The 17385-nt window shown below is 72.7% G+C and carries 15 protein-coding genes; 10 read left to right on the top strand and 5 right to left on the bottom strand.

Translation table 11 applies throughout. The annotated features are described in order from the left end of the window. Window positions 1-9: 9 nt before the first annotated feature. Complete coding sequence (locus tag ABZ452_RS12315) at window positions 10-1179, bottom strand: NADH-quinone oxidoreductase subunit D (RefSeq protein WP_357941744.1); 1170 nt, start codon at window positions 1177-1179, stop codon at window positions 10-12. A gap of 98 nt (window positions 1180-1277) precedes the next feature. Then, window positions 1278-2426, bottom strand: coding sequence for an SAM-dependent methyltransferase (locus ABZ452_RS12310; RefSeq protein ID WP_357941993.1), 1149 nt, complete (start codon window positions 2424-2426; stop codon window positions 1278-1280). Window positions 2427-2651: 225 nt separating this feature from the next. Between ABZ452_RS12310 and ABZ452_RS12305 the strand changes: the two genes are divergently transcribed. The 6 genes from ABZ452_RS12305 to nadC all read left to right on the top strand — a co-directional run bounded on the left by ABZ452_RS12305 (window position 2652) and on the right by nadC (window position 8655). Further along, complete coding sequence (locus ABZ452_RS12305; protein WP_357941742.1) at window positions 2652-3599, top strand: Rossmann-like and DUF2520 domain-containing protein; 948 nt, start codon at window positions 2652-2654, stop codon at window positions 3597-3599. A gap of 56 nt (window positions 3600-3655) precedes the next feature. Then, a complete protein-coding gene (panC, locus tag ABZ452_RS12300; RefSeq protein WP_357941740.1) occupies window positions 3656-4504 on the top strand; it encodes a pantoate--beta-alanine ligase in 849 nt (282 codons plus the stop codon). A gap of 30 nt (window positions 4505-4534) precedes the next feature. Continuing rightward, window positions 4535-4963 (top strand): aspartate 1-decarboxylase, encoded by a 429-nt coding sequence (gene panD / locus ABZ452_RS12295; RefSeq protein ID WP_357941738.1) that lies wholly within the window; start codon window positions 4535-4537, stop codon window positions 4961-4963. 96 nt (window positions 4964-5059) lie between these two features. Next, window positions 5060-5953 (top strand): septum formation family protein, encoded by an 894-nt coding sequence (locus tag ABZ452_RS12290; protein ID WP_357941736.1) that lies wholly within the window; start codon window positions 5060-5062, stop codon window positions 5951-5953. 61 nt (window positions 5954-6014) lie between these two features. Further along, a complete protein-coding gene (locus ABZ452_RS12285; protein WP_357941734.1) occupies window positions 6015-7703 on the top strand; it encodes an L-aspartate oxidase in 1689 nt (562 codons plus the stop codon). 55 nt (window positions 7704-7758) lie between these two features. Continuing rightward, a complete protein-coding gene (gene nadC, locus ABZ452_RS12280; RefSeq protein WP_357941732.1) occupies window positions 7759-8655 on the top strand; it encodes a carboxylating nicotinate-nucleotide diphosphorylase in 897 nt (298 codons plus the stop codon). A 3-nt stretch (window positions 8656-8658) separates the two neighbouring features. Here the strand turns inward: nadC and ABZ452_RS12275 are convergent, their stop codons facing one another. Continuing rightward, entirely contained in the window at window positions 8659-9762 is a 1104-nt protein-coding gene (locus tag ABZ452_RS12275; RefSeq protein ID WP_357941730.1) for a hypothetical protein, read from the bottom strand. 118 nt (window positions 9763-9880) lie between these two features. Here ABZ452_RS12275 and ABZ452_RS12270 point away from each other — a divergent pair, with 118 nt between their 5' ends. After that, window positions 9881-10639: a type III pantothenate kinase gene (locus ABZ452_RS12270; RefSeq protein ID WP_357941728.1), complete on the top strand. Its 759-nt coding sequence runs from the start codon at window positions 9881-9883 to the stop codon at window positions 10637-10639. A gap of 3 nt (window positions 10640-10642) precedes the next feature. Here the strand turns inward: ABZ452_RS12270 and ABZ452_RS12265 are convergent, their stop codons facing one another. Continuing rightward, window positions 10643-11383, bottom strand: a complete 741-nt coding sequence (locus tag ABZ452_RS12265; protein ID WP_357941726.1) for a class I SAM-dependent methyltransferase — start codon at window positions 11381-11383, stop codon at window positions 10643-10645. Window positions 11384-11504: 121 nt separating this feature from the next. Further along, window positions 11505-12245, bottom strand: coding sequence for a class I SAM-dependent methyltransferase (locus tag ABZ452_RS12260; RefSeq protein ID WP_357941724.1), 741 nt, complete (start codon window positions 12243-12245; stop codon window positions 11505-11507). A gap of 91 nt (window positions 12246-12336) precedes the next feature. Between ABZ452_RS12260 and lysS the strand changes: the two genes are divergently transcribed. From lysS to ABZ452_RS12245, 3 genes are all read left to right on the top strand, one after another. Beyond that, window positions 12337-13845, top strand: a complete 1509-nt coding sequence (gene lysS, locus ABZ452_RS12255; protein ID WP_357941722.1) for a lysine--tRNA ligase — start codon at window positions 12337-12339, stop codon at window positions 13843-13845. Between the two features lie 112 nt (window positions 13846-13957). Further along, window positions 13958-14308: an Lsr2 family protein gene (locus ABZ452_RS12250; RefSeq protein ID WP_357941720.1), complete on the top strand. Its 351-nt coding sequence runs from the start codon at window positions 13958-13960 to the stop codon at window positions 14306-14308. Between the two features lie 483 nt (window positions 14309-14791). Beyond that, entirely contained in the window at window positions 14792-17329 is a 2538-nt protein-coding gene (locus tag ABZ452_RS12245) for an ATP-dependent Clp protease ATP-binding subunit (protein ID WP_151462168.1), read from the top strand. Window positions 17330-17385: the final 56 nt, after the last annotated feature.

Genomic DNA, 17385 nt, shown 5'->3' with positions numbered 1-17385 from the left:
GCCCGCGGGCTACTTGTCGATGTCGCCGACCACGAAGAACATCGAGCCGAGGATGGCGATCAGGTCCGGCACCAGGCAGCCCGGGAGCAGGGTCGCCAGTGCCTGCACGTTGGCGTACGAGGCGGTGCGCAGCTTGAGCCGCCACGGGGTCTTCTCGCCCCGCGACACCAGGTAGTAGCCGTTGATGCCGAGCGGGTTCTCGGTCCAGGCGTAGGTGTGCCCCTCGGGCGCCTTGACCACCTTGGGCAGCCGGGTGTTCACCGGCCCGCTGAGGCGGTCCACCCGGTCCAGGCACTGCTCGGCGAGGTCGAGCGAGGCGTACACCTGGTCGAGCAGCACCTCGAAGCGGGCGTGGCAGTCCCCGGCGGTCTTGGTGACCACGGGCACGTCGAGCTGGTCGTACGCCAGGTAGGGCTCGTCCCGGCGCAGGTCCAGGTCGAGCCCGGAGGCCCGGGCGACCGGGCCGGAGGCGCCGAACGCGGCGGCGTCGGCCGCGGACAGGACGCCAACGCCGACGGTGCGGGCCAGGAAGATCTCGTTGCGCCGGATCAGGTTGTCCAGGTCGGGCATCCGGCGGCGGACCTCGCCGATCGCGGCCCGGGCCCGCCCGGTCCAGCCGGCCGGCACCTCCTCCTTGAGCCCGCCGACCCGGTTGAACATGTAGTGGATCCGGCCGCCGGAGACCTCCTCCATGACCGCCTGGATGGTCTCCCGCTCCCGGAACGCGTAGAACATCGGCGTGATCGCGCCGATCTCCAGCGGGTAGGAGCCGAGGAACATCAGGTGGTTGAGCACCCGGTTCAGCTCGGCGAGCGCCATCCGCAGCCAGACCGCGCGCTCCGGCACCTCCATGCCCATCAGCCGTTCGACGGCGAGCACCACGCCCAGCTCGTTGGAGAAGGCGGAGAGCCAGTCGTGCCGGTTGGCCAGCACGATGATCTGCCGGTAGTCGCGTACCTCGAAGAGCTTCTCCGCGCCGCGGTGCATGTAGCCGACGATCGGTTCGGCCGAGACGACCCGTTCGCCGTCGAGCACCAGCTTCAGCCGGAGCACGCCGTGCGTCGACGGGTGCTGCGGCCCGATGTTGAGCACCATGTCGGTGCCGAGCTGCTCCCCGCCGGCCCCGGTGCCGACGGTCAGTTCGCGGAGGTCGCCGGCGTCGGTGGTCATGTCCGTCATCGTGCCACGGGCGGCGATCGCGCCGGCAGGCCCAGCGGTGATCGTTGGCAGCCCAGCGGCTCGACACGCCGCGTGAGCCGCAGCCGGTCCGTCAACGATCACGGCCCCACATCGACCGGCTGCAGCAGCCACCAGTGCCCGCCGAGGCCGGCCGGGTCGGTCAGCTCGGCCACCGCCGACGCGGCGGCGAGCGCCCGCACGTAGCCGGCCGGGTCCCGGGAGGCCAGGCTCAGCGGCGGTCGCCCGCCGTCGGCCCCGAGTTCCCGCAGCCCCTCCCGCTGCGACACCAGGGTGTACGCACACCGCGCGGCCCGCTCACCGGCAGAGGCGACCGAGTCCATGGCCACGTGCGCCGTCACGTCACACGACCCGTCCGGCACCGGCGGCACCTGCCGCCCGTCCCGATACCCGGTCAACGTCCCGCCGACCGGCCGGTCCGCCCGCAGGTGCCCGTAGTCCACGGCCAACGCGAGCCCTCGGTCGAGTTGTCCCACTGCCTCCGCCCAGGCGTCGTCGCGGGTCCGGCCGATCTCGGCTCTTGTGCCGGTGGGGGGTTCCGGGCGGCCCGACCGGCTCCGGGCGGTCAGGCGTGCTCCCTCCGCCGGCCGGACGGCCCGTAACCCCTCGGTGGTCGCCTCTGGATCGGCAGGAGACCACCACCGGGCCAGCCACTCGGCGTCCTCGTCGCACACCGGCTCACCGGTCGACTCCTCACCCGTCGCCGGGTCCACCAGCACGTACCGCCAGCCCGCGGGGGTGTACTCCGCAAGGTCCAGTGGGACGTTGTCCAGCCACTCGGTGCCCACCAGCAGCCCCGTGACGCCCTGGGGGATCTCGTCCACCCACTCGATCTCCGTCGGCAGGTCATCCGGCCGGGGCGCCTTCTCGACCGCGATGAGGCGTACCCGCTCGGCCAGCGGAACCGGCGACGGGCGGGCGGCGGCCGTGGTGGTCAGGGTCTCGGGGGAGCCCGCCGGCGGAGGGATCAAGCCGGACCGCCCGGAGCGGGCGGGTTCCCCCGAAACGCCCACGGCGGCCGAGAACGACCGCAACAGCTCACCCCGACCGGCGCCGACGTCCACCACGTCGAGCCGGGCGGGATGGCCGAGGGTGGCATCGAGAGAAGACAGCAGCCGAAGCAGGCACGACGCGAAGACCGGGGAGGCGTGGACGCTCGTGCGGAAGTGGGCGGCCGGCCCCGGGCCGGAGACGAAGAAGCCGGCCGGGCCGTAGAGGGCCGAAGACATGGCCTCGCGCCAGCGGAGCGGACGGTCAGGGGGCGTCACCGTGCCGACCCTACGGTCGGCGCTCCGGTGACGTGCGCCGGCGTACCAGAAGGGGCCGCTCGGCGCCGCCGGAGCGACCCCTTCGCGCCGTCGGTGAAGGTTTTCACACATCCTTGTTTCGGCTCTGTGGCCCCGGCGCATACTTGCGATCGACCGGTACCCCCTTCGAGGACTGGATCGATTGCCATGAGCGCACCCCTGCGTTCGCGTCCGGCAGCCCCGCCCCGGGCCGCCGACGCCCCGCTCGTCTCCCCGCGCACCCTCACGGTCGGCGTGCTCGGCGCCGGCCGGGTCGGCGCCGTGCTCGGCGCGGCCCTCGCCGCCGCCGGCCACCGGGTGGTCGCCGCCGCCGGCGCCCCCGGTGCGACCAGGGCCCGGATGGCCCTGCTGCTGCCGCAGACCCCGACCCGCTCCGCCGCCGCCGTGGCCCGCGCGGCCACCGACCTGCTGGTCGTGGCGGTCCCCGACGACGCCCTCGCCGGCGTGGTGGCCGGCCTGGCCGAGGCCGGCGCGCTGCGCCCCGGCCAGGTGGTCGCGCACACGTCCGGCGCGCACGGGCTGGCCGTCCTGGCGCCGGCCGCGGCCGCCGGCGCCCGGCCGCTCGCGCTGCACCCGGCGATGACCTTCACGGGTACGCCGGACGACCTGACCCGCCTCGCCGGCATCTCCTACGGGGTGACCGCGCCGGCCGAGCTGCGCGCGTTCGCCGCCCGGCTGGTGGCCGACCTGGGCGGCGTGCCGGAGTGGGTGGCGGAGGGCGACCGGCCGCTCTACCACGCGGCCCTGGCCCACGGCGCGAACCACCTGGTGACCCTGGTCAACGAGGCCGCCGACCGGCTGCGCGACGCCGGGGTGGACCGGCCGGAGAAGGTGCTGGCCCCGCTGCTCCGGGCCGCCCTGGAGAACGCGCTGCACCTCGGCGACGACGCGCTCACCGGCCCGGTCTCTCGGGGCGACGCGGGCACCGTACGCCGGCACCTGGAGCGGCTGGCCGCGACCGCCCCGGAATCCGTACCCCCCTACCTGGCGTTGGCCCGACGGACGGCGGACCGGGCGATCGCGTCGGGCCGGCTGCGGCCGGCCGACGCGGCGCCGCTGCTGGACGTGCTGGACGGGATGCAGGTGTCCGCGTGAGGGCGAGGAGTGAGCCGATTTCGCGAGCCCCGCAGTCCCGAACTGAGGAGGCACTGATGACGGAGCTGGTGCACACCCGCAAGGAGCTGGCGGCGGCCCGCGAGGGTCTCACCGGCACGGTGGGTGTGGTGATGACCATGGGCGCGTTGCACTCGGGGCACGAGACCCTGCTGCGGGCCGCCCGGGAGCGGGCCGACCACGTGCTCGTGACGATCTTCGTGAACCCGCTTCAGTTCGGCCCGAACGAGGACTTCGACCGCTACCCGCGCACGCTGGACGCCGACCTGGAGATCTGCCGGCGGGCCGGCGCGGACGTGGTCTTCGCCCCCGCCGTGGCGGACATGTACCCGGAGGGCCAGCCGAAGGTGCGGCTGAACCCCGGCCCGCTCGGCGAGGACCTGGAGGGGTTGAGCCGGCCCGGCTTCTTCCACGGTGTCCTGACCGTGGTCATGAAGCTGCTCCAGCTCACCCGCCCCGACCTGGCCTTCTTCGGCGAGAAGGACTACCAGCAGCTCACCCTGGTCCGGCGGATGGTCCGCGATCTGGACGTGCCGACGGAGATCGTCGGCGTCCCGACCGTGCGCGAGCCGGACGGGCTGGCCCTGTCCAGCCGCAACCGCTACCTGTCGTCGGAAGAGCGGCGGGCCGCGCTGAGCCTCTCCGCCGCGCTGCGGGCCGGCGTCGAGGCCGCCGACCGGGGCGCGGACGCCGGCGCGGTGCTGGCCGCCGCCCACCGGGCCTTCGACTCGGGTACGCCCGGCGCCCGCCTGGACTACCTGGTGCTCACCGACGCCGACCTGGAGCCCGGCCCGGTCTCCGGCGCGGCGCGGCTGCTGGTCGCCGCCTGGGTGGGTGCCACCCGCCTGATCGACAACACGGCGATCCACCTCGCCCCGCGTTCCTGACCCGACCAGATCCCTCGGAAAGGCACCCCGATGCTCCGCACCATGCTCAAGTCGAAGATCCACCGGGCCACGGTGACCCAGGCCGACCTGCACTACGTCGGCTCGGTGACCGTGGACGAGGACCTGCTCGACGCGGCCGATCTCATCCCCGGCGAGCAGGTCGCGATCGTGGACATCACCAACGGCGCCCGGCTGGAGACGTACGTGATCCCGGGGCAGCGGGGCAGCGGCGTGATCGGCATCAACGGCGCCGCGGCGCATCTCGTGCACCCGGGTGACCTGGTCATCCTCATCTCGTACGGGCAGATGGACGACGCCGAGGCGCGCGCCTACCAGCCCCGGGTGGTGCACGTCGACGCCGACAACCGGGTCGTCGACCTGAACGCGGACCCGACGACGGCCGCCCCGGGCACCGCCGGCGACCCCGTCCCGAACCCGCTGGCCGCCGCCCTCAACTGACCCGGGGCCGCACGTACGGTCTGTCACCGGAAGGTCATTTCCCGCTACCCTGGTCGGACCGTCGGAATCGACGGTCGTCGGGCTGGGGGAGGCGCGATGGGCCGGGCGATGCGGAGCGTCGTCGCCGTGTTGGTCGCGGGGGCGGCGCTGGTCGGGTGTGCCCCGCCGGGCGGGCTGGACGGGGATCTCACCGACGACTGGGGCGCCCTGCCGCCGGCCGGCGCGTTCACCCCGGCCGCCGGGGTCTGCCAGGTCGCCGACTTCACCCCCACCGTGGGCCTGTCCGGCTACGACCCGGTCGGCTGCGACCTGCCGCACCGGGTGGAGACCGTGCACGTGGGGACGTTCGCCGTGGAGCGGTCGACCCCGCCGGCGCTCGGTTCGCCCGAGCTGCGGACCGCGTTCGGCGACTGCGACACCCGGGCCGGGGGCTACGTCGGCGACAACTGGCGGGCCGGCCGGCTGCGGCTGGCCGTGGCGCTGCCCACCGGGCCCGGCTGGGCGGCCGGTTCCCGCTGGTACCGCTGTGACCTGACCGAGGTGACCACGGTCGAGGCGGCGGCGACCGTGGTGACCCGGACGGGCAGCCTGCGCGACGCGCTCAAGGGCCCGTCGCCGCTGCGGCTGGGCTGCCAGCGCACCGGCCGGGACGCGCGCCGGGTGCAGACGCTCACCCCGGTCGACTGCCGCACCGCGCACGACGCCGAGTTCGTCGGGGTGTGGGCGGCGCCGGACCGCCCGTACCCCCGGAAGGACGCCGACTGGGCGCCCCTCTACACCGGCTGCAACACGGTGTTGGCGGCGTACGCCGGCGTGCCCGACGACCCGACGCTGCGGTTCCGCAGCGGCGTGGTGGTCCGCCCGCCCGGTGCCGGCCGGTGGGCGGTCGGCGACCGGGGCGTGCGCTGCTACCTCTGGCTCAGCGACCGCACGGTGACCGCCTCGCTCAAGGGGGCCGGCCCGAAGGGCCTCCCGGTCCGGACGAGGTAGCCGAAACCACTCGTCCCGCCCCCGCTGCCCGGGACGAGAGCCCTTCGGGTTGACTGTGCTCATGGACCTTCCGACCCTCGACCTGCCGGCCCTGCCGAGGCTGCTCGCCGCGCCCGCACCCGGCTGGGTGGAGACCACCGACGTGATCGTCGTCGGCTCCGGGGTCGCCGGGCTGACCGCCGCGCTGCACCTGCGCGAGGCCGGCCTGCACGTCACCGTGGTCACCAAGGTCAACATCGACGAGGGTTCGACCCGCTGGGCGCAGGGCGGCATCGCGGCCGTGCTCGACCCGGCGGACACGCCGGCCGCGCACGCGTACGACACCGAGGTGGCCGGCGTCGGCCTCTGCGACCCGGCAGCGGTCCGGGTGCTGGTGGAGGAGGGGCCGACCCGGCTGCGCGAGCTCATGCGGATCGGAGCGGAGTTCGACCGCAACCTCGACGGCTCGCTGATGCTCACCCGGGAGGGCGGTCACCGGGCCGACCGGATCGTGCACGCCGGCGGCGACGCCACCGGGGCCGAGGTGCAGCGGGCGCTGCACGCCGCGGTGCAGCGCGACCCGTGGATCCGGCTGGTCGAGCACGCCCTGGTGCTGGACCTGCTGCGCGCCCCCGGTGACGGGCCGGACGGGCTCGGCCCGGCCTGCGGGATCACCCTGCACGTGCTCGGTGAGGGCAGCGAGGACGGCGTGGGGGCCATCCTGGGCCGGGCCGTGGTGCTGGCCACCGGCGGGATGGGGCAGATCTTCGCGGCCACCACCAACCCGGCGGTCTCCACCGGCGACGGCGTGGCGCTCGCGCTGCGGGCCGGCGCGGCGGTCACCGACCTGGAGTTCGTGCAGTTCCACCCGACCGCGCTGATCGTGCCGGCGGGTGAGCCGGGCGCGGGCCTCGCCCAGCAGCCGCTGGTCTCCGAGGCGCTGCGCGGCGAGGGCGCGTACCTGGTCGACGGCGACGGCAAGCGGTTCATGGTGGGCCAGCACGAGCTGGCCGAGCTGGCTCCCCGCGACGTGGTGGCCAAGGGCATCCACCGGGTGCTGCTGGCCACCGGCGCCGATCACGTCTGGCTGGACGCCCGCCACCTGGGCGGCGACTTCCTGGCCCGGCGTTTCCCGACCATCGTGGCCTCCTGCCTGGCCATCGGGGTGGACCCGGCCACCGACCTGATCCCGGTCGCCCCGGCCGCCCACTACGCCTCCGGCGGCGTCCGGACCGACCTGCGCGGGCGCACCTCGATCCCCGGCCTGTACGCCTGCGGCGAGGTCGCCTGCACCGGCGTGCACGGCGCCAACCGGCTGGCCAGCAACTCGCTGCTGGAAGGGCTGGTCTTCTCCCGCCGGATCGCCGAGGACATCGCCGCCGGGCTGCCCGAGCAGGCGAAGCCGGCCGAGGTCGGCGCGTGGGTGGGCGGCCAGGGCTGGCTGGTGCCGGCCGGGGTCACGCCGACCCTGCAGCGGGCCATGACCCGGGGCGCGGGCGTGCTCCGGTCGGCGCCGACCCTCGCCGGGGCCGCCGGCGCCCTCATCGAGCTGGCCCAGGCCCGGGGCGTGCCGCGCACCGCCGACTGGGAGGCGACGAACCTGATCACCGTGGCGTCGACGCTGGTCGCCGCCGCGTACGCCCGCCGGGAGACCCGGGGCTGCCACTGGCGGGAGGACTTCCCGACGGCCGACGAGCGGTGGCGGGGCCACCTCGTGGCGGCGGTCGGGGCGGAGGGTTTGCTTACCGAGCGCTGGGAGGAACAGCAGTGAGCGCGAGGAGTGAGCCGGTTCTGCGAGCCCCGCAGTCGCGAACGAAGGAGGACCAGTGAGGGAGTCGACGGAGCGGGTGCTGCGGGACGGTGGCCTGGACCCGGAGCAGGTCCGGCGGGTGATCGTCGACGCGTTCACCGAGGACCTGGGCCCGGACTTCCTCGACGTGACGAGTGTGGCCACCATCCCGGACGCGCAGAACGACACCGCCGACCTGGTCGCCCGCGCCGACGGCGTGGTGGCCGGGCTGCCGGTGGCCGCCGCCGTGTTCGAGCTGGTGGGCGAGGTGACCGGGGCGGGCCGTACCGTCGAGGTGTCGCTGGTGGCCCACGACGGGCAGCGGGTGGCGCGCGGCGACGTGCTGGCCACGGTGACCGGCCCGACCCGGCTGCTGCTCACCGCCGAGCGGACGGCGCTGAACCTGCTCTCCCGGATGTCCGGGGTTGCCACCCACACGCGGGCCTGGGCGGACGCGTTGGCCGGCACCAAGGCGACAGTGCTCGACACCCGCAAGACCACCCCCGGCCTGCGCGCGCTGGAGAAGTACGCGGTCCGCGCCGGCGGCGGCACCAACAAGCGGATGGGCCTGCACGACGTCGCCATGATCAAGGACAACCACAAGGTGGCCGCGGGCGGGATCGGGGCCGCCTTCCGCCGGGTCCGGGAGGCGTTCCCGGACGTGCCGGTCCAGGTGGAGGTGGACACCCTGGCCGAGGCGGTGGAGGCGGTCGAGGCGGGCGCCGTGTTCCTGCTGCTGGACAACATGACCCCGGCGCAGCTGCGCGAGGTGGTGGCCGCGGTGGGCGACCGGGCGGAGCTGGAGGCGACCGGCGGGCTCACCCTGCCGGTGGCCGCCGAGTACGGGGCGACCGGCGTCGACTTCCTCTCGGTCGGCGCGCTGACCCACTCCTCGCCGATCCTGGATGTCGCGCTGGACCTGCGGGAGGAGTGACGGTCAGGCCAGCCGGGCGGTGAGCGCGGTGGCCGGCACCAGGTTGAAGATGACCTGGCTCTCGGTGTCGTCCCGGGCGTCCAGCCCGTACTTGGCGCGGAAGAGCTGGAGCGCCCGGTGGTAGATCTCGGCCTCCAGCTCGTCGGCCTCGGCGAGGGCGAACGCCTGGCCGGCCGTCTCCGGCCGGTCCAGCAGCACCACGGTCAGCCCGGCCAGCCCGTGCCGGGCGACGTTGCGGACCAGGTCGCCGCCGGCGATGTACCAGGTGCCGTCCAGCCGGACGTAGCGGGCGTCGCAGGACTCCAGCTCGGTGTCGCCGCGGCGGAGGCAGACGTTGAGCGTGAGGCAGGCGTCGAGGTCGCGTACGGGGGCGGTCTCCCACAGCTCGCCGAACCGGTCGTCGACGAACTCCCCGAGCGGGGTGGAGACGAAGGCCTCCAGCTGCTGCGCGTCGAAGGTCTTGCCGTGCACGGGGAAGAACGAGATGAACGCCTTGTCGTCCCACCGGTACATCTGGACCGACGGGGCGGTGGCGTAGATCCGTACCCGGAGGCGCGAGCGGGCGGCCGGCGCGAGCTGCTGCTGGAGCCAGCCGAAATGGTAGAGGTTGTTCATGATCGCGACGGCCGTGTCGGCGCGGCGGAGTTCCTCGGCGCGTAGCCGGACGGCGGGGGAGTCCGGGTCGAGCAGCAGCACCTTGACCGTGGCGCCGTTGGCCAGGGCGAAGCGCAGCGCGGCGAGGAACCGGGTGGTGTACGGGCCCTCCAACATGCTGGTGAAGGTTTCCAGGATGGCGACCACCTCGCGGGACTGCGCCACCCGCTGGATGAGCGCGTCCCGGTCCAGCCGCGGGTGCTCGATGATGGTGGCGGTCCTGAGCTCCCGGAAGAGCGGGTTGAGCACCAGATAGGTCAGGAGCGTCATGATCAGGGCGGCGCCGATGTTGAGGTAGAGGTCGCCGCGGAAGGTCTGCCCGTGGCGTTGCCACGACAGCCTGGCCTGGACGATCATCCAGAGCGCCCCACCCGCCAGCACCGCGAGCACCAGCACGTGCCGGCGTCGTCGCAGCAGGGCGCTGCGTTGACGGACCCACCACGTCCTCGACATGTCCGCTCCCCGTCCGGCCGTGCCGTGGATAGAACCATGTTCATGCCGCGATGTGTTCAGGATACGGTTCGGCCGCCGCTGCGCGCCCGCCCGCACGGCGGTTGTCTAGGCTGCGATCGTGCTGCTCTGCATCGACATCGGGAACACCAACACCGTGCTGGCGACCTTCGACGGCGACAAGCTGGTGCACAACTGGCGGATCAAGACCGACGCCCGGTCCACCGCGGACGAGCTGGGTCTCATGTTCCGCGGGTTGCTGGCCGGCGACGCCGTGGAGATCACCGGGGTGGCCGCCTGCTCGACCGTGCCGGCCGCGCTGCGCTCGCTGCGCACCATGCTGGCCCGCTACTACGCCGACCTGCCCAGCGTGATCGTCGAGCCCGGCGTGCGCACCGGCGTGCAGCTCGCCATCGACAACCCCAAGGAGGTCGGCGCGGACCGGGTGGTCAACACCCTGGCCGCGTACACCCTCTACGGCGGGCCGTCGATCGTGGTGGACTTCGGCACCACCACCAACTTCGACGTGATCAGCGACCGGGGCGAGTTCCTCGGCGGCGCGTTCGCGCCGGGCATCGAGATCTCCTTCGACGCGCTCGCCGCCCGCGCCGCCCAGCTCCGGAAGGTGGAGGCCACCCGGCCCCGCTCGGTGATCGGCAAAAACACCGTCGAGTGCCTCCAGGCCGGCCTCTACTTCGGCTTCGCCGGTCAGGTGGACCGGATCGTCGAGCGGATGACCGAGGAGCTGGGCGAGGTGAAGGCCGTGATCGCCACCGGCGGCCTGGCCTCGCTGGTGCTCAGCGAGTGCCACACCATCACCCACCACGAGCCGATGATCACCCTGATCGGCCTGCGGATGGTCTACGAGCGCAACACCTGAGCCTCAGCGTCGCCGGGAGCGCAGGACGAAGGTGCGGTAGGGCAGCTCGACCGTGGCCCGGCCGGCCAGCTCGGGGTGGGTGGCGAAGAGTTCGCCCAGCTCACCGTCGATCCGCGCCCGCTCGTCCGGCGTGGCGGTCAGCCAGTACGAGCGGGTGTGCAGCATGCCGATGACCTCGTCGGGCGTGAGCGTGGTCGCGTGGGCGAACTCGCCCAGCTCGACCGGCGCGAAGGTGGGGCCGAAGTCGCCGTACTTCTCGGTCACGTCGCCGGCGTTGTCCCCGAGGCGGGCGATGCGGGTCAGCTCCGCCACCCAGGCCACCCGCTCGTCGCGGACGTTCCAGATCGGCGCGAACGTGCCGCCCGGCCGCAGCACCCGGGCGATCTCGGCGTGCGCCGGCTCCCGGTCGAACCAGTGGTAGGCCTGGCCCACGAGCACCGCGTCGGCGGACCCGTCCGGCAGCGGCAGCGACTCGGCGCTGCCGGCCAGCGCCGTCGTGCCCGGGGTGGCGGCCGCCAGTTGCGCCCGCATCCCCGGATCCGGCTCCACGGGTACGACCTGACATCCGAGCGCGAGCACCCCGCGGGTGAGGATGCCGGTGCCCGCGCCCAGGTCCACCACCCGGGCCGGGGCGACCAGCCCGTCCAGGGCCCAGCGCAGCGCCTCCTGCGGATAGCGGGGGCGGAACCGGTCGTAGTCGGCGGCGGCGCTGCCGAAGGAGAGTGCCGGGATGACGTCGGCCATGAGGTGAGGCTAGTGCGGCGGCCGGCCGCGCGGGGGGCCGGCGGCGCCGCACCGGGCGGACCAGGGTGCACGTGCTCCTGCCCGTTCCGCTGGCGCTGCGGCGGCCCGGTCGCGCGAGGGGTCAGCTACGTCGCGCCCGGGCGACCAGCGTGCGGTAGGGGAGGGCGATCGTGTCCCGGCCGGCCAGGTCCGGGTGGCCGGCGAGGAGGTCGCGCAGCTCCGCGTCGACCTCGCGGCGGCGGTCCGGCCCGGCGGTCAGGTAGTGCGAGCGGGTGCGCACCATGCCGAGCAGCTCGTCCGGGGTCAGTGGCGTGGCGTGGTCGAACTCGGCCCACTCGGGCGCCGCGAACCGGGTACCGAAGCCGGTCACGCTCTCGCGCAGGTGGTCGACGGTGTCGCCGATCTCGGCGATCCGGTTCAGCTCGGTCACCCAGCCGACCCGGTCGTCCCGGAGGTTCCACACCGCCGCGAAGATCCCGCCGGCCCGCAGCACCCGGGCCAGCTCCGGGTGCGCCCGCTCCCGGTCGAACCAGTGGTACGCCTGGCCGACCAGCACCGCGTCCGCGTACCCGTCGGGCAGCGGGACCGACTCGGCGCTGCCGGCCCGGGCGGCGACGCCGGGCGTGGCGGCCTCGAACTGGGCGCGCATCCCCGGGTCGGGCTCGACGGCGGTCACCTCGTGCCCGAGGGCGAGCAGGCCGCGGCTGACGATCCCGGTGCCGGCGCCCAGGTCGACGGTGCGGGCCGGCGGGGTGAGGTCGTCGAGCGCCCAGCGCAGCGCGGCCTCCGGATAGCGGGGCCGGTAGCGGTCGTAGTCGGCGGCGGCCGCGCCGAACGAGAGGGCCTCAGTGGGGTCGGTCATGGCGGGCAGGTTATCCCGTAACGCCCCGGCAGCCCCTTGAGTACGCTCGGGGCCTGACCCCGCCCGAATTCTCCTTCTGAGGAAGCGTGCCGTGACCGAGCAGAACGCCCTGCCAGTAGACCCCGCCGACGACCTTCCGGAGCAGATGAAGGTCCGCCGGGAGAAGCGGGACCGGATGCTCGCCGAGGGCGTCGAGCCGTATCCGATCGGCTTCCCGCGGACCAGCACGCTGGCGAAGATCCGCGAGCGGTACGCCGAGCTGCCCACCGACACGGCCACCGGCGACCGGGTCTCGGTCACCGGCCGGGTGATCTTCGTGCGCAACACGGGCAAGCTCTGCTTCGCCACCCTGCGGGACGGCGACGGCACCGAACTCCAGGCGATGCTCTCGCTGGACCGGGTCGGCGCGGAGCGGCTGGACGACTGGAAGCGCCTGGTTGACCTCGGCGACCACGTCGGGGTGACCGGTGAGGTGATCACCAGCCGGCGCGGCGAGCTGTCGGTGCTCGTCGAGGAGTGGGCGGTCACCGCGAAGGCGCTGCGCCCGCTGCCGGTGGCGCACAAGCCGCTCAGCGAGGAGGCGCGGGTCCGCCAGCGCTACGTGGATCTGGTGGTCCGCCCGCAGGCCCGGCAGATGGTCCGCACCCGCGCCGCCGCCGTGCGGAGCCTCCGGGACACCCTGCACGGGCAGGACTTCATCGAGGTCGAGACGCCGATGCTCCAGTTGCTGCACGGCGGCGCGGCGGCCCGCCCATTCGTGACCCACAGCAATGCGTTGAACACCGATCTGTATCTGCGAATCGCGCCGGAACTGTTTCTCAAGCGCGCCGTCGTCGGCGGCGTCGACCGGGTCTTCGAGATCAACCGCAACTTCCGGAATGAGGGCATCGACTCCTCGCACTCGCCGGAGTTCGCGATGCTCGAGACCTACCAGGCGTACGGCGACTACAACACCATGGCGGAGCTGACCCAAAATCTCGTCCAGCAGGCCGCTCTCGCCGTCGCCGGCTCGACGGTGGTCACGCACGCCGACGGCCGCGAGTTCGATCTGGGCGGCGAGTGGCGCTCGGTGACGCTGTTCGGTGTTCTTTCCGAAGCGCTCGGTGAGGAGGTCACCGTCCGCACCGAAAGGTCACGCCTGGTCGAGTACGCGGACAAGGTCGGCCTCTCGGTCGACCCGAAGTGGGGCCCGGGCAAGCTGGCCGAGGAGTTGTTCGAGGAGCTGGTGGTCCCGTCGCTCCAGGCGCCCACCTTCGTCCGCGACTACCCGGAGGAGACCAGCCCGCTGACCCGGAGCCACCGCAGCGAGCCGGGCCTGGCCGAGAAGTGGGACCTCTACGTGCTCGGTTTCGAGCTGGGCACCGCGTACTCGGAGCTGGTCGACCCGGTGGTGCAGCGGGAGCGGCTGGTGGCCCAGGCGCAGCTCGCGGCGCGGGGCGACGACGAGGCCATGCGGCTGGACGAGGACTTTCTCCGGGCGATGGAGTACGGAATGCCGCCGGCCGGCGGTATGGGAATGGGAATCGACCGGCTCCTGATGGCGTTGACCGGCCTGGGAATTCGGGAAACCATCCTGTTCCCGTTGGTCCGGCCCGAGTAGCACACAAGCTTCTCCGGGTCGTTACCGCGTCCTATTGACGGAGCGAGCGGCGGGCGGGCTATTGTGCTCTTGTATTGCAGGAGCACAACCCTGCTCGAAAGGAATGTGGGACGTGGCCAAGCAGATCATTCACAAGCTGGTCGATGACCTGGACGGCGGGGACGCTGACGAGACCGTCAAGTTCGCGCTCGACGGTGTGCAGTACGAGATCGACCTCTCGGCTTCCAACGCTGAAAAATTGCGCGACGTATTCGCGCAGTACATCGCCAACGGCACGAAGGTCGGCCGTGGCGGTGTGGTCGTGGGTGGCCGGGCGGCCCGCGGTCGCGGCGGCGCGACCGCCGACCGCGAGCAGAACAAGGCCATCCGGACCTGGGCCAAGAACAACGGCAAGGACATCTCCGACCGGGGGCGCATCCCGCAGGAGATCGTGGACGAGTACCACGCGAAGGCGGGGCACTGACCCCGACGACCCCGCAGCGGGCGACACGACGCCGGACCGGAGTGCCACTCCGGGCCGGCGTCGCCGTTTCCGCCCGCCTGTGCCGTCTGTCCGGTCCGCGCCCGGGGGGTGGCGCGGCGCCGCCGGGCGCGGGAAGAAACCGGCGCCCGGGGCCGTTGTCCACAGGCGGTGGAGATTCTGTCCACAGGTTGTGGAAGACCGCGGCCGGGCGCCGACGCCCCCGCTCCAGCCCCTCGACCGGGCTTTTCCACCGGCGGTCGAATTTCGCTCTGCGCGTACAGGCAGGGGTACCGGAACACCTCCTGAGCGCGGACGGTTGTCAGAAACGACGCGTGAACGGCCATTCGCGGGGACACACGACCTCAGCGGAGTCGGTCCGCGGCGATAGAGTAAGGAGGCACGGACGCCCGTCCCGGACGTCCGCGCACCGGCCCCGCCGAGATCTGACCATCAAGGCGCACGGCACGTGAGGAGCACGAGGGCATGTTCGAGCGGTTCACCGACCGAGCGCGACGGGTTGTCGTCCTGGCCCAAGAAGAGGCCCGGATGCTCAACCACAACTACATCGGTACGGAGCACATCCTGCTGGGCCTGATCCACGAGGGTGAGGGTGTCGCGGCAAAGGCCCTGGAGAGCCTCGGCATCTCCCTCGAGGGCGTCCGTCAGCAGGTCGAGGAGATCATCGGCCAGGGCCAGCAGGCGCCGAGCGGGCACATCCCGTTCACGCCGCGGGCCAAGAAGGTGCTGGAGCTGTCGCTGCGCGAGGCGCTGCAGCTCGGCCACAACTACATCGGCACGGAGCACATCCTGCTCGGCCTGATCCGTGAGGGCGAGGGCGTCGCCGCCCAGGTGCTGGTCAAGCTCGGCGCCGACCTCAACCGGGTCCGCCAGCAGGTGATCCAGCTGCTCTCCGGCTACCAGGGCAAGGAGCCGGCCGCGGCGGGCGCCGCGCCGGGCGAGGCCGCGCCGTCGACCAGCCTCGTGCTGGACCAGTTCGGCCGGAACCTGACCCAGGCCGCCCGCGAGGGCAAGCTCGACCCGGTCATCGGGCGCGAGAAGGAGATCGAGCGGGTCATGCAGGTGCTGTCCCGCCGCACCAAGAACAACCCGGTCCTGATCGGTGAGCCCGGCGTCGGCAAGACCGCCGTGGTGGAGGGGCTGTCCCAGAAGATCATCAAGGGCGAGGTGCCCGAGACGCTGAAGGACAAGCAGCTCTACACGCTCGACCTCGGTGCCCTGGTCGCCGGTTCCCGCTACCGCGGTGACTTCGAGGAGCGCCTCAAGAAGGTGCTCAAGGAGATCCGCACCCGCGGCGACATCATCCTGTTCATCGACGAGATCCACACCCTGGTGGGTGCGGGTGCCGCCGAGGGCGCGATCGACGCCGCCAGCATCCTCAAGCCGATGCTGGCCCGCGGCGAGCTGCAGACCATCGGCGCCACCACCCTCGACGAATACCGCAAGCACCTGGAGAAGGACGCCGCTCTCGAGCGCCGCTTCCAGCCGATCCAGGTGGGTGAGCCCTCGCTGGCCCACACCATCGAGATCCTCAAGGGCCTGCGGGACCGCTACGAGGCGCACCACCGGGTGAGCATCACCGACGCGGCTCTCGTTGCTGCTGCCACCCTGGCCGACCGTTACATCTCCGACCGCTTCCTGCCGGACAAGGCGATCGACCTGATCGACGAGGCCGGTGCCCGGATGCGCATCCGCCGGATGACCGCGCCGCCAGACCTGCGTGACTTCGACGAGCGGATCGCCCAGGTCCGCCGCGACAAGGAGTCCGCGATCGACGCGCAGGACTTCGAGCGGGCCGCGCAGCTCCGTGACAAGGAGAAGCAGCTCCTCGGGCAGAAGGCCCAGCGGGAGAAGGAGTGGAAGGCCGGTGACCTGGACGTCGTCAGCGAGGTCGACGACGAGCAGATCGCCGAGGTGCTCGGCAACTGGACCGGCATCCCGGTCTACAAGCTGACCGAGGAGGAGACCTCGCGCCTGCTGCGCATGGAGGACGAGCTGCACAAGCGCGTCATCGGCCAGGAGGACGCGGTCAAGGCGGTCTCGAAGGCGATCCGGCGCACCCGGGCCGGCCTGAAGGACCCGAAGCGCCCGTCCGGCTCGTTCATCTTCGCCGGCCCGTCCGGCGTCGGTAAGACCGAGCTCTCCAAGGCGCTCGCCGAGTTCCTGTTCGGCAGCGAGGACGCCCTCATCCAGCTGGACATGTCCGAGTTCCACGACCGGTACACGGTGTCCCGGCTGGTGGGTGCCCCTCCCGGCTACGTCGGCTACGACGAGGGCGGGCAGCTGACCGAGAAGGTGCGCCGTCGGCCGTTCTCGGTGGTCCTCTTCGACGAGATCGAGAAGGCCCACCCGGACGTGTTCAACACGCTCCTCCAGATCCTGGAGGACGGGCGTCTCACCGACGGCCAGGGCCGGATCGTGGACTTCAAGAACACGGTCATCATCCTGACCACCAACCTCGGCACGCGGGACGTCGCCAAGGCGGTGTCGCTGGGCTTCCAGGCCTCTGACGACTCCGAGTCGAACTACGACCGGATGAAGCAGAAGGTCAACGACGAGCTCAAGCAGCACTTCCGGCCCGAGTTCCTCAACCGGATCGACGACACCATCGTCTTCCACCAGCTGCGTGAGAACGAGATCCTCCAGATCGTGGACATCATGATCGCCCGGATCGAGACGCAGCTGAGGAACAAGGACATGGGCCTGGAGCTGACCGACAACGCCAAGAAGTACCTGGCGAAGAAGGGCTTCGACCCGGTGCTGGGCGCGCGGCCGCTGCGTCGCACGATCCAGCGCGACATCGAGGACAACCTGTCCGAGCGGATCCTCTTCAACGAGCTGACCCCGGGTCAGATCGTGGTGGTGGACTGCGAGGGCGACCCGAGCGACATCGACAAGTCCAAGCTCGTCTTCCGGGGCGCCGACCGGCCGGTGGCCGTGCCGGACGCGGTCCCGGCGGACCTCGGCGGCACCGCCGCCACGGGCGCGGACGACGCGGCGTAGGTTCGGGCAACAGATCGAGGGCGACGGCCCCGGCAGGCGAGAGCCGCCGGGGCCGT

This window comes from Micromonospora sp. NPDC005707, assembly GCF_040631005.1.
In the GTDB taxonomy this organism is placed as follows: Bacteria; Actinomycetota; Actinomycetes; order Mycobacteriales; family Micromonosporaceae; genus Micromonospora.
The sequence above is the reverse complement of the archived record's forward strand: the minus strand, read 5'-3'. Positions and strand labels throughout refer to the sequence as shown.

Excerpts from the sequence above, each read along its gene's own strand:
- ABZ452_RS12315 (WP_357941744.1), bottom strand. The coding sequence starts at position 1,179 with ATGACGGACATGACCACCGACGCCGGCGACCTCCGCGAACTGACCGTC.
- ABZ452_RS12310 (WP_357941993.1), bottom strand. The coding sequence starts at position 2,426 with ATGTCTTCGGCCCTCTACGGCCCGGCCGGCTTCTTCGTCTCCGGCCCG.
- ABZ452_RS12305 (WP_357941742.1), top strand. The coding sequence starts at position 2,652 with ATGAGCGCACCCCTGCGTTCGCGTCCGGCAGCCCCGCCCCGGGCCGCC.
- panC (WP_357941740.1), top strand. The coding sequence starts at position 3,656 with ATGACGGAGCTGGTGCACACCCGCAAGGAGCTGGCGGCGGCCCGCGAG.
- panD (WP_357941738.1), top strand. The coding sequence starts at position 4,535 with ATGCTCCGCACCATGCTCAAGTCGAAGATCCACCGGGCCACGGTGACC.
- ABZ452_RS12290 (WP_357941736.1), top strand. The coding sequence starts at position 5,060 with ATGGGCCGGGCGATGCGGAGCGTCGTCGCCGTGTTGGTCGCGGGGGCG.
- ABZ452_RS12285 (WP_357941734.1), top strand. The coding sequence starts at position 6,015 with ATGGACCTTCCGACCCTCGACCTGCCGGCCCTGCCGAGGCTGCTCGCC.
- ABZ452_RS12275 (WP_357941730.1), bottom strand. The coding sequence starts at position 9,762 with ATGTCGAGGACGTGGTGGGTCCGTCAACGCAGCGCCCTGCTGCGACGA.
- ABZ452_RS12265 (WP_357941726.1), bottom strand. The coding sequence starts at position 11,383 with ATGGCCGACGTCATCCCGGCACTCTCCTTCGGCAGCGCCGCCGCCGAC.
- ABZ452_RS12260 (WP_357941724.1), bottom strand. The coding sequence starts at position 12,245 with ATGACCGACCCCACTGAGGCCCTCTCGTTCGGCGCGGCCGCCGCCGAC.
- ABZ452_RS12245 (WP_151462168.1), top strand. The coding sequence starts at position 14,792 with ATGTTCGAGCGGTTCACCGACCGAGCGCGACGGGTTGTCGTCCTGGCC.